Consider the following 11,265-nt stretch of genomic DNA (forward strand, 5'->3'; position numbering starts at 1 on the left):
CCGCCCCCTTACGCTAGCGCCCGCAGCGCCTCGGCCAGATCGATGGCGCCATCGTAGAGCGCCCGGCCCGAGATCGCACCCGCAATCACGCCGGTCGCGCGCAGCGCATCCAGATCGGCCATCGAGCTGACCCCGCCCGAGGCGATGACCGGGATGTTCACCGCCCGCGCCAGGGCCTCGGTCGCGGCGATGTTCGGGCCTTGCATGGCGCCGTCGCGGTCGATGTCGGTATAGATGATCGCGGCGACGCCGGCGTCCTCGAACCGCTGGGCAAGATCGGTCGCCATCACGTCGGTCTCCTCGGCCCAGCCGCGCGTCGCGACGCGGCCCTTGCGGGCGTCGATGCCGACGGCGATCTTGCCCGGAAAGGCCATGGCCGCCTCGCGCACCAGGGCCGGGTTCTCGACCGCGACGGTGCCCAGGATGACGCGCGACAGCCCGCGCTCGATCCAGGCCTCGATGGTCGCCATGTCGCGGATGCCGCCGCCCAGCTGCGCCGGGACCGAGATGGCCGAGAGGATCGCCTCGACCGCCGCCGCGTTCACCGGCTTGCCGGCGAAGGCGCCGTTCAGGTCCACCAGATGCAGCCATTCCGCGCCGGCATCCTGGAAGGCCCGGGCCTGCGCCGCCGGATCGGCGCCGAAGACCGTGGCCGCCTCCATGTCGCCGCGCAGCAGGCGCACGCAATTGCCGTCCTTGAGGTCGATGGCGGGATAGAGGATCATCGCATCTCTCCTGTTGGGTCGCGGCCCCTTTGCCACAGGACGCGGCAAACCGAAAGGGCCCGGCCGGATTCGGCGGAAGATCATCGCCGACCTCACGTCATTCTTGATCGGGCCGGGCGGCGCCGGTCATGCTGGCCCCCGCAACCATGCCCCGGGGAGGGGGAATTATCATGAGGACACTGGCAATCGCCGCCGCGCTGGCCCTGGCCGCAGGCGCGGCCCAGGCCGAGGGCATCGACGGCATCTTCCAGACCCAGGCGAACGACCAGGGCAATATCGGCATGGTGCAGTTCTATGACTGCGGCGGCAAATATTGCGGCAAGCTGGTGAAAAGCTTCGACAAGGCCGGCAAGGAAATCGCCTCGCCCCATACCGGCAAGAACATCGTCGCCGGCATGCGCGACGACGGCGGCGGCAAGTTCTCGGGCGGCACGATCTGGGATCCGGGCGCCGACAAGACCTACAAGTCGAAGATGCAGCTGCAGGGCAAGGCGCTGGACGTGTCGGGCTGCATCGCGGTGTTCTGCAAGACCCAGCACTGGACGCGGGTGAAATAGCCGCGCGGCCCTACATGAGCTGGTGCCGGTCCGGCGCCAGCGGCTCGGGCAGGGGGCTGGCGCCGATCGCCTCCATCATTTCGCGCTCGACGGTCTGGGCGAGCGTGTCGAGGGGCAGGGCATAGGGGGTCTGGCCGAACGGATCCTCGAGCTGGTGGCCGAGCGCGTCGAGGCCGAAGAAGGTATAGGCCACCAGCAGCACCGGCAGCAGCGTCCAGATGCCCAGCGACCCCGCCAGCGCGAAGGGCAGGAGCAGGCAGAACACCAGCGCCGTGCGGTGCAGCAGCAGCGAATAGGCGAAGGGCACCGGCGTCGTGGCGATGCGCTCGCAGCCGGCCTGGGCCGCCGAAAGCGCATGCAGATGACCCTCGAGCACCGACCAGCGGATCGGGTCCAGCCCGCCCGGTCCCAGCGCCGCCGCCAGCCGCGCCCCGGCCTCGCGCAGCACCGCGTCGGTCGGGTTGACCCGGCCGGCCAGCGCCAGGTCGGGCTGCCAGCGGGCGATGGCGGCCCGCTCGTCCCGGCCGCGCAGCCGCGCCGCCAGCCCGGCGGCAAAGCCGCAAAGCCCGCGCAACAGCGGCTCGCGCAAGCCGGGCGGCAGGCCGGCGCTGGCCCGCGCCAGGCCGCGGCAGCCGGTCAGCACCTGGCCCCAGAGCTGCCGCCCCTCCCACCAGCGGGCGTAGCAGGTGCCGTTGCGAAAGCTCATGAACACCGACAGCGCGATGCCGATCAGGGTAAAGGGAAAGGCGCTGATCGTGGCGAAGATGCCCGGGTGCAGCCCGGCCGCCAGCACCGCCACCAGCGACACCGCCCCGATCGCCGCCAGCCGGCCCAGGATCGAGGGGATGATCGAGCCATGCACCGTGAACAGGATGTCGCGCAGGCTGGGCTGCGAGCGCCGGATCATCGCCGCCTCAGGCCTCCAGCACCACGACCGCCTCGGCGGTCTGCATCTGGAAGGTCAGGCTTTCCTGAAGATACAGCGTCACCGTCTGCGCGTCATGCGACAGATAGCCGATGGCGATGTCCTGGCCCAGCCACAGGTCGAAATCGCCGCCGCGCGTCGTCACCACCGCGCCGCCCTGCAAGGCCTGGCTCCAGGTCACCGGCGCATCGACCAGCTTTTCGAGGTGCTTGAGCACCGGATAGCCGTCCTCGGCCCCGCCGCTTGCCGCCGTGAAGCCGGCGGTGCCCAGGACCAGCGCATAGGGCCCGTTCACCCCGGCCAGCCGCAGGGCGCTGACCGCGCGCGCCACCGCCTCGGGGTAGTCGGCGACATCCTCGGGCAGGGGCACGGCCGGGTTGCTGGTCTCGGGCAGGATGCCCTTGATGCCGGCCTCGGGATAGCCATGGAACACCAGCCGGTCCTCGGCCAGGGCAAGCTGGCGGGCGGCATCCTTCAGCGGCTGCCAGTCGCTGTCGTTGGCGCCGCGCGCCACGTCGTCCACGGCGGCGCGGGTCAGGGTGAAGGGCACGCGCAGCTCGACCAGCGGGTTCACCTCGCGCCGGTGACAGGCGACGCCCTCGGCCAGCGCCGGCGCGGGCTTCAGGTGGCCGGTGCCGACGGCGGACAGCGCGAAGCCCTCGGGCCCGTGCAGGTCGACGACGCGGCGCGCGCCCAGGTAGCGTTTCAGCGTGCGCGCGGCCTCTTCCTCGATCTGCGCCCAGGCGGCGCTGCTGATCGGGGCCAGTTCGCGATAGAGATTGTCCATGTCAGTTCCCCTGTCCAGTCTCGCGTTTCAAGGATCCGAGGCCCAGCGAGCCGTCGGGCGCCGCCGCGGCTGCCGGGGCCGGCGCGGCGGCCTGCGCCACGGGCCGGCCGGCGCCGATGCGCTCCAGCACATCGACGGTCGGCACGAAGAACAGCCCGCCCGTCACCGCCGTCGAGACATCGAGGATGCGGTCGTAGTTCCCCGGCGGCAGGCCGATGAACATGTTCTCCAGCATGGTCTCGATGCGGCCCGGCTCGCGGGCGTAGCCGATGAAATAGGTGCCGGCCTCGGCCCGGCCGGGGCTGCCGAAGGGCATGTTGTCGCGCAGGATCTGCAGCTGGTTGCCCTGCGCGTCGTTGATGTTGGTCAGCACGTTATGGGCCGAGCTGGCCTTTTCGGCATCGGGGAATTCGATGTCCGAAAGCTTGTGGCGGCCGATGACACGCTCTTGCGCGGCCACGCCCATCGCCTCCCATTTCGCGAGGTCGTGCAGGTATTTCTGCACGATGACATAGCTTGAGCCGGCGAAGGCGGGGTCTTCGTCGCCGACCAGAACGGCTTCGGTCCGCTGGGCGCCCTCGGGGTTCTCGGTGCCGTCGACGAAGCCCAGCAGGTCGCGGTTGTCGAAGAACTTGAAGCCCTGGGTCTCGTCCTCGAGCGTGGTGACGGGGCCGAGGCGCAGCATGAGCTGGCGCGCGAGCTCGAAGCAGAAATCCGGCCGCGCGGCGCGGATGTGCAGCAGGATGTCGCCGGGCGTGGCCGGCGCGCGATGCACGCCCGCGAGGGCGCGGAACGGGTGCAGGCCCTGCGGCGTCGCGCCCATCCCGAGGCGCTGCCACAGCGCATGGCCGATCCCCATCACGCAGTTGAGCCCGGCGGCAGGGTTGCGAAAGCCCACCGCGCGCACCAGCCCCGCCAGGTCGGCGCAGAGGCCGCGAAAGGCCTGCAGCGCCGCCTCGCCCTGGTCCAGCGACAGCGTCAGGAAAATCGCATTCGCCGTCAAGGAAGCGTCCGCGGGCTGGCTGGCGATGGGCGGCATCACGAATCTCCTGCTGGCTTGAGGGAAAGGAAAGCCCAAACCGGCGGGCGGGAAAAGGCCCAGCCGGGCGGCGACCATGGATGTGGCGCGCCGCGTGCAGGTCAAACTCGGCGTTCGAGCCCCCCGTGATCAATCACCAAGGCGGCACAAGCTTCTTCATGTTCGAAGGCGCTGCTTCGGCAGTTCTTCGGTGCGGCTCGGCCTTCCGGCGCTGCCGCCGGCCGCACCACCCGGCCGTCAGTGAAACAGCGCCGCGGTCTTCTGCGCCGTCATCCAGACGCCCCAGGCCAGCGGCAGCCCGACCGCAGCCCAGGCCAGCAGCGCCGGCAGGTCGAAGCGGCCGCGGTCGATGCCGAAGGAGCCGCTCCGCACCTCGGCCGTCTTGTGCTCGCGCGCCTGCAGGGCCGCCAGTTCCTCGGGCGCCATGAACCATTTCTCGTCCAGGGGCCGCACCAGCAGGTTGCAGACCAGCCCCAGCGCCAGGAAGCCGGCCAGGATATACATCGTGTAGTCATAGACCTGCGCCCGCGGCACGCCGGCGGCGATCTGCGCCTCGCGCAGATAGTTCACCACCACCGGCCCGACGATGCCGGCGGTGGCCCAGGCGGTCAGCAGCCGGCCGTGGATGGCGCCGACGAATTGCGTGCCGAACACATCCGCCAGATAGGCCGGCACCGTCGAGAAGCCGCCGCCATACATCGAGATGATGACGCAGATCATCGCCACGAACAGCACCTGGTTGCCGGAATGCGCCACGCTGGGCGCCAGGGTGTAAAGCGCGATCCCCAGGATGAAGAAGATGAAATAGGTGTTCTTGCGCCCGAACCGGTCCGAGGCCGAGGCCCAGCCCAGCCGCCCGCCGATGTTGAACAGCGACAGAAGCCCCGCGAAGCCGGCGGCGATGGCGGCGATGGCGGCCTTCTGCCCGGTGTCGAGCCGGGTGAAGTCCAGGTCGGGCCGGCCGATCAGATGGCCGGCGAAGATCTCCTGCAGCATGGGCGAGGCCATGCCGATGACGCCGATCCCGGCCGAGACGTTCAGGCACAGCACCAGCCAGATCAGCCAGAACTGCCGGGTCTTGTGGGCGTCGCGCAGGTGGACGTGGTGCTGGGTGATCATCGCGGCCTGTTTCGTCGAGGTCTTGGGCTGCCAGCCCTCGGGCTTCCAGCCGGCCGGCGGCACGCGATAGGCGAAGGCGCCGGCAAGCATGAAGACCAGATAGATCGCCGCCATGACGAAGAAGGTCTGCCAGACGCCGACCTCCTGCGCCGACTGGAAATGGTTCATCAGCCGGTCGGCCAGCGGCGCGCCGATCATCGCGCCGCCGCCGAAGCCCATGATCGCCATGCCGGTCGCCAGCCCGCGCCGGTCGGGGAACCACTTGATCAGCGTCGAGACCGGCGAGATATAGCCCAGGCCCAGCCCGATGCCGCCGATGAAGCCCGAACCGAGCCACATCAGCCAAAGCTGGTGCGTCATCACCCCGATGCCCGAGACGACCATGCCGCCGCACCAGCAGCAGGCCGCGACCACGCCGGCCTTGCGCGGCCCCGCGGTTTCCAGCCAGCCGCCCCAGATCGCGGCCGAAGATCCCAGCAGCACGAAGAACAGCGTATAGATCCAGCCCAGATCGGCGATGCGCCAGTCGCAGCTGGTGGTGAACAGCGCCGAGACCAGGCTCATGCCCTCGCAGCTCACCGGGTCGCTGACGCCGATGGCGCGCGACAGCGGCAGCCAGAACACCGAGAAGCCATAGGCCATGCCGATGCACAGGTGGATCGCCAGCGCGGCGGGCGGCACCAGCCAGCGGTTGAAGCCGGGCTTGGCGATCGTGCGGTCTCGGGACAGCAGGCCGGCGGAAGCGCCGCTCTCTGTCCAGCCTTCCTGAAGATCCGTCATGTGTTGTTTTCCTCCCTGGGCATGCGACCTGGGGCGCGCGATGCCGCCGGCTCCTCTTCCGGCGTGCGGCTCGCGGTCGCGGATGCGCGTGAAAAGCGATGAGGCCAGATCAGTCTATTGATATCAATTGACAATATGTCCGCCATGCCCGGACAATCTGTCCCGCATGTGGCGCCGGGACGCATCGACGGACAACCTGTCCGCGGCACCCGGACAGCTTGTCCGTTGACCTGCGCCCCGCCCGGGTCCATCCGGCAAGAGCCGGACGCTTGCCAAGCCGGGCGGGGGAATGCGACTGTGTTTTCCTGGGGGGAAGGGGTGTGATGCAGGCAGAAACCGACCCAAGGCCCGACACGCAAGGCGCGTTCGGCGCGGCGATTGCCCAGGCCGCGATCCTGGTCGTCGAGGACGAGCCGGGCATGCGGAATTTCCTCGAGCGGATCCTGGCCCCGAAATGCCGCGCCATACGCCTGGCCGCCAATACCGCCGAGGCCAGCGCCCTGATCGCCGAGACCGACTTCGACCTGGTCATCCTGGACAACCTGATGGAGGGCCAGCGCGGCGTCGACTGGCTGTCCGAGCAGCGGCGGCTGGGCTTCTTTCCGCCCGCGATCCTGATGACCGCCTTTGCCGACATGGAAACCGCCATCCAGGCGCTGCAGGCCGGTGCCTCGGATTTCCTGCTGAAACCCTTTCGCACCAACCAGCTGCTGAACAGCATCACCCGCTGCCTTGAAGGCGAGAGGCTGCGGCGGGAAAACCTGGTGCTGCGCCAGGAGCTGCGCAACAGCCTCGACCAGGACCGGCTGCGCAGCGAGCTGATCGGCAGTTCTCCGGCCATCGAGGCCGTGCGGCAGGTGATCGCCCGGGTCGCCGCCACGCCCTCGTCGGTGCTGATCACCGGGGCCTCGGGCACCGGCAAGGAGGTGGCGGCGCGGATGATCCATGCGCTGTCGGACCGCGCCGACCATGCCTTCGTGCCGGTCAATTGCGCCGCCATCCCGCAGGACATGCTGGAGACCGAGCTTTTCGGCCATATCCGCGGCGCCTTTCCCGGCGCCCAGCAGAACCGCGAGGGGCTGTTCATGTCCGCGCGCGGCGGCACGCTGTTCCTGGACGAGATCGCCGAGCTTTCCGTCGGGCTCCAGGCCAAGCTTTTGCGCGCCATCGAGGATCGCCGCATCCGCCCGCTGGGGTCCGAGCGCGAGACCCCGGTGGATGTGCGGCTGATCTTTGCCGCCAATACCGATCTCGACAAGGCGGTGGCCGAGGGGCGGCTGCGGGCCGATCTGCTCTATCGCATCAACGTGCTGCATATCGCCATGCCGACGCTGGTCGAGCGCGGGCCGGACCTGTTCGACCTGGTGCATCTGTTCATGGCCATCCTGTCCCGGCAGCTTGGCATGCGGCCCGTGCCGATCACCGCCGAGGTGCGGGCGAACCTCGCCACCTACGACTGGCCCGGCAATGTGCGCGAGCTGCGCAATGCCGTCGAGCGCGCGCTGATCCTGGGCCGCTTCCCGCCGCTGGCCGCCCCGTTGGGCCGCCGCGATGGCCAGACCCTGGCCGAGATCGAGCGGCGGGCGATCATGGGCACGCTGGCGGCGCTGGACGGCGACCGCGAGGCGGCGGCGGCGCGGCTGGGCATCTCGCGCAAGACCATCGACCGGCGCCTGGCGGACTGGAATGGCTGAGGCGACCCGCCGCTGGCGTCATTCGGTGCGCTACCGCCTGCTCGCCATCGCGCTCTTGCCGGTGCTGGTGATCCTGCCGGTGTTCCTGGGCATCACCATGCATCAATGGTCGCTCAAGTTCGACCGGCTGCTGACCGCCAAGGTCAACAGCGACCTGACCATCGCCCAGCAATATCTGCAGAACATCCTGGAAACCGCCGGCGAGCGCATCGAGATGCTGGCGCGTTCCGAGGAATTCGCCCATAGCGCCGACCTGCCGGGCTTGCTGGACGTCTACCGGGTGCGGCTGGGGCTCGACTATCTCTACCTGGCCAGCCCGGCCGGCGGCATGGTCGCGGCCAGCCCGCGGGGGGCGCACCCGCTGCATGGGCCGGGCGCGGCCCCGGCGCGGGGCGCGCGCAACCTCATCGAGGTCCTGGACCAGGCCGAGCTTCGCGCCATCTCTCCCGGGCTTGCCGCGCGGGCCGAGATCGTCATGGTCGACGCCACCGGCCAGAAGCCGCAGCAGACCGAGACCCGCGGCATGGTCGTCCAATCGGTCGTCGCGGCCAGCCAGCCCGGTACCGGCGCGCCGGCGATCATGGTCGGCGGCATCCTGCTGAACCGCAACCTGTCCGTCATCGACCGCATCAACGAGCTGATCTATCGCCCCGACACCCTGCCGCCGGGCGCCCATGCCACGGTCTCGCTGTTTCTGGGCGACATGCGCATTTCGACCAATGTCACGGTGGCGGGCGGGGCGCGGGCGCTGGGGACCCGGGCCTCGGCCATCGTGCGCGACCGGGTGCTCGGCCAGGGCCAGGTCTGGCTGGCCCGGGCGCAGGTGCTGCAGGACCGCTATATCTCGGCCTATGCCCCGGTCGAGGACAGCGCGCGCCAGCGCATCGGCATGATCTATGTCGGCATCCTCGAGCGCCCCTTCGCCGAGGCCAAGCGCCGCACGGTGCTGCTGGTCCTGGCCGCCTTCCTGCTGGTGGCGCTGGTCACGGTGCCGGTGTTCCTGCGCTGGGCGGGCAGCATCTTCCGCCCGCTCGAGAAGATCGCCGAGACCTTCGCCCGGCTGCGCGGCGGCGACCTGTCCGCCCGCACCGGCGTCACTCGGGGCGCGGACGAGATCGCCGGCCTTGCCATGCTGCTGGACAGGCTGCTGGCGCAGCTGCAGGATCGCGACCGGCAGCTTTGCGCCTGGAACGACGCACTGAACCTGCGGGTCGAGGAGCGCACCGCCGCCCTGCGCCAGGCGGTGCGCGAACTCGAGGCCGCCACGCATCAGCTGGTGCAATCGGAAAAGCTGGCCGCCCTGGGCGAGATCTCGGCCGGGATCGCGCATGAGATCAACAACCCGCTGGCGGTGATCCAGGGCAACCTGGACGTGCTGCGCGAGATCCTGGGCCCGACGGCCCGGCCGGCCGATACCGAGCTGCGGCTGATCGACGAACAGATCCACCGCATCTCGCAGATCGTGACGCGGCTTCTGGATTTCGCCCGCATGGACGAGCCGGGCGAGGGCGAGCCCGCAACCGATCCGGTGCAGGCGGTCGCGGAATGCGAGCCGCTGGTCCGGCACATGCTGGCGCGCGGCACCGTCGCCATGCGCCACGACCTGCGCTCGACGCAGAGGGTGCGGATCGGCCGGGTCGCGTTGCAGCAGGTGCTGGTGAACCTGATCGCCAACGCCATCCACGCCATGCCCGAGGGCGGCGAGATCCGCATCGCCAGCCGCGACGCGGCTTTCGACGGCGCGCCGGGCGTGACACTGGAGCTTTCCGACACCGGCACCGGCATCCCGCCCGAGATCCTGGGGCAGATCTTCGAGCCCTTCGTCACCAGCCGCGGCCGCAAGGGCGGCACCGGGCTGGGCCTGTCGATCTGCCGCCGGCTGGTCGAGCGCCAGGGCGGCAGCATCACGGTCGAGAGCGACGCGACCGGCAGCCGATTCCGCATCTGGCTGCCTGCGGCGTGATCGCGCCGCGGGCGCCGTTCACAACCCCCAGCGCGCGCATTTCCGCTCGATGGTCTTGCGGGACACGCCCAGCCAGTCCGCGGCGCGCGAGCGGTTGCCGCCGGCCAGCTCCAGCGCCTGCAGGATGTGCCGGCGCTGCACCGCATCCAGCGGCTCGACGTCCCGGGGCGTGGCCGGCCCCAGCGTCTCCAGCGGAAAGCGGCCGAAGATCAGCGACCGTTCGATGAAGTTGCGCAGCTCGCGGATATTGCCCGGCCAGGGGTGGCGCAGCAGCGCCGCGCGCACCTGGGAATCGATCGGCAAGGGCTCCAGCCCCAGTTCCGCGGCCAGCCCGGCCATGAAGAAGGCGGCCAGGTCGATGGTATCCGTGCCGCGCAGCCTCAACGGCGGCATCTCGATCTGCAGGACGTTCACCCGGAAGAACAGGTCCTCGCGGAACCGGCCGGCCTCGACCTCGGCCGCGAGCGTCTTGCCGGTGGCGAAGACGAAGCGCAGGTCCAGCGCGATCTCGCGCTCCGAGCCGACCAGGCGGATGGTCTGCTTGTCGAGCACCCGCAGCAGCGCCGCCTGCGCCGGCCTGGGCAGTTCGGCGATCTCGTCGAAAAAGACGGTCCCGCCCTCGGCTGACACGAACAGGCCCGCCCGCCCTTGGTCCGCGCCACGGGGCGCATGGCCGAACAGCTCCGCTTCCAGCATGTCGGCGGGGATGGTCGCGCAATTGATCGCGACGAAGGGCCGGTCGGCGCGGCCCGAGAGCGCATGCAGGAAGCGCGCCGCCTCTTCCTTGCCGGTGCCCGAGCCGCCCGAGATCAGCACCGGCGTCGGCAGGCCCGCCACGCGGCGCAGCCTGTCGCGCACCTCCTCGATGGCGGGCGAGCTGCCCAGAAGCTGGCTGCGCTGGCTCAGCCGCGCCCGGTCCAGCTCATGGCGCAGCAGCAGGTTCTCGCGCCGCAGCGAGGCCAGCTCCATGCTGCGCCGCACCGCGTTCAGCACCTGATTGGCGCGGCATGGCTTGAACAGGAAATCCGCCGCCCCCGCCCGCATCGCCTCGACGGCGGTATCCAGGTCGGGAAAGGCGGTGATCATGATGGCCTCGAACCGCCAGCCCTGCTTGCGCTGCTGCATCAGCCAGTCGATGCCGCGCGGGCCGGGCATGCGGTTGTCCAGCAGCACGATGTCGAAGCGCTGCTGTTGCAGCATGGCGCCGGCGGTCTCGACATCCGCCGCCTCCAGCACCGCGCGGCAATGGGGTTGCAGCGTCTTGACCAGGAAATTGCGCATGCCCGGTTCGTCGTCGACGACCAGCACGCTTGCCTGGCGCATCAGCGGGTCGGATCTGTCGGCGGCGGGCGCCGTCGCCTGGGCTTCCAATGCAACCTCCCGTTCTGTCCGGTCCCTGCGGACGCCTGCCTTTCGTGATACAGCAAGATGGCCCTCGAAACGAGCAAGACTCGCGGACACGCATTGGTTGGCCGGTGCCCTGTTTGCCCTCCCTCGATCATCGGCAGGAGCTGGTCGAGGGGTTTCCTGGCGTCACCATGGAACATGCGGGCGCGGCCTTGCCGACGGCGACCAGGATGGTGCCGCCGGTGTCGGGATGGCGCTGGAAATGCCGGCGCACCGCCAGCGCCGGGTCGGCGGCGCTGACCGCAGCGGCGAAAAGCCGCTGCGCCAGC

Annotated in this window: 9 protein-coding genes; 3 read left to right on the top strand and 6 right to left on the bottom strand. The window is 70.1% G+C overall.

All coding sequences use genetic code 11. The features are described from left to right. Positions 1–8: 8 nt before the first annotated feature. Positions 9–725, bottom strand: coding sequence for a 1-(5-phosphoribosyl)-5-[(5-phosphoribosylamino)methylideneamino]imidazole-4-carboxamide isomerase (gene hisA / locus ASV56_RS17825; RefSeq protein WP_062563288.1), 717 nt, complete (start codon positions 723–725; stop codon positions 9–11). Between the two features lie 170 nt (positions 726–895). Between hisA and ASV56_RS17830 the strand changes: the two genes are divergently transcribed. Next, positions 896–1,282: a DUF2147 domain-containing protein gene (locus ASV56_RS17830; RefSeq protein WP_062563289.1), complete on the top strand. Its 387-nt coding sequence runs from the start codon at positions 896–898 to the stop codon at positions 1,280–1,282. A gap of 10 nt (positions 1,283–1,292) precedes the next feature. Here ASV56_RS17830 and ASV56_RS17835 read toward each other — a convergent pair whose 3' ends face one another. The 4 genes from ASV56_RS17835 to ASV56_RS17850 all read right to left on the bottom strand — a co-directional run bounded on the left by ASV56_RS17835 (position 1,293) and on the right by ASV56_RS17850 (position 5,932). After that, entirely contained in the window at positions 1,293–2,189 is an 897-nt protein-coding gene (locus ASV56_RS17835) for a bestrophin family protein (protein WP_062563290.1), read from the bottom strand. Between the two features lie 7 nt (positions 2,190–2,196). Next, a complete protein-coding gene (locus ASV56_RS17840; protein ID WP_062563291.1) occupies positions 2,197–2,994 on the bottom strand; it encodes a family 1 encapsulin nanocompartment shell protein in 798 nt (265 codons plus the stop codon). A gap of 1 nt (position 2,995) precedes the next feature. Next, positions 2,996–4,033, bottom strand: a complete 1,038-nt coding sequence (locus tag ASV56_RS17845; protein WP_172823790.1) for a Dyp-type peroxidase — start codon at positions 4,031–4,033, stop codon at positions 2,996–2,998. Between the two features lie 237 nt (positions 4,034–4,270). Beyond that, on the bottom strand, positions 4,271–5,932 hold the full coding sequence (locus ASV56_RS17850) for an OFA family MFS transporter (RefSeq protein WP_062563292.1): 1,662 nt from the start codon (positions 5,930–5,932) through the stop codon (positions 4,271–4,273). 323 nt (positions 5,933–6,255) lie between these two features. Here ASV56_RS17850 and ASV56_RS17855 point away from each other — a divergent pair, with 323 nt between their 5' ends. Together ASV56_RS17855 and ASV56_RS17860 are read left to right on the top strand one after the other, a co-directional pair. Further along, positions 6,256–7,626, top strand: coding sequence for a sigma-54-dependent transcriptional regulator (locus ASV56_RS17855; protein WP_062563293.1), 1,371 nt, complete (start codon positions 6,256–6,258; stop codon positions 7,624–7,626). After that, positions 7,619–9,589, top strand: coding sequence for a sensor histidine kinase (locus ASV56_RS17860; protein WP_062563294.1), 1,971 nt, complete (start codon positions 7,619–7,621; stop codon positions 9,587–9,589). The genes ASV56_RS17855 and ASV56_RS17860 overlap by 8 nt, the downstream gene beginning before the upstream one ends. A gap of 18 nt (positions 9,590–9,607) precedes the next feature. On the opposite strand, the gene ASV56_RS17865 is transcribed toward ASV56_RS17860, so the two are convergent. Then, positions 9,608–10,960: a sigma-54-dependent transcriptional regulator gene (locus tag ASV56_RS17865; RefSeq protein ID WP_082724903.1), complete on the bottom strand. Its 1,353-nt coding sequence runs from the start codon at positions 10,958–10,960 to the stop codon at positions 9,608–9,610. Positions 10,961–11,265: the final 305 nt, after the last annotated feature.

Origin of the sequence: Paracoccus aminovorans (assembly GCF_001546115.1) — a bacterium.
GTDB lineage: Bacteria > Pseudomonadota > Alphaproteobacteria > Rhodobacterales > Rhodobacteraceae > Paracoccus > Paracoccus aminovorans_B.

Excerpts from the sequence above, each read along its gene's own strand:
- hisA (WP_062563288.1), bottom strand. The coding sequence starts at position 725 with ATGATCCTCTATCCCGCCATCGACCTCAAGGACGGCAATTGCGTGCGC.
- ASV56_RS17830 (WP_062563289.1), top strand. The coding sequence starts at position 896 with ATGAGGACACTGGCAATCGCCGCCGCGCTGGCCCTGGCCGCAGGCGCG.
- ASV56_RS17835 (WP_062563290.1), bottom strand. The coding sequence starts at position 2,189 with ATGATCCGGCGCTCGCAGCCCAGCCTGCGCGACATCCTGTTCACGGTG.
- ASV56_RS17840 (WP_062563291.1), bottom strand. The coding sequence starts at position 2,994 with ATGGACAATCTCTATCGCGAACTGGCCCCGATCAGCAGCGCCGCCTGG.
- ASV56_RS17845 (WP_172823790.1), bottom strand. The coding sequence starts at position 4,033 with ATGCCGCCCATCGCCAGCCAGCCCGCGGACGCTTCCTTGACGGCGAAT.
- ASV56_RS17850 (WP_062563292.1), bottom strand. The coding sequence starts at position 5,932 with ATGACGGATCTTCAGGAAGGCTGGACAGAGAGCGGCGCTTCCGCCGGC.
- ASV56_RS17855 (WP_062563293.1), top strand. The coding sequence starts at position 6,256 with ATGCAGGCAGAAACCGACCCAAGGCCCGACACGCAAGGCGCGTTCGGC.
- ASV56_RS17860 (WP_062563294.1), top strand. The coding sequence starts at position 7,619 with ATGGCTGAGGCGACCCGCCGCTGGCGTCATTCGGTGCGCTACCGCCTG.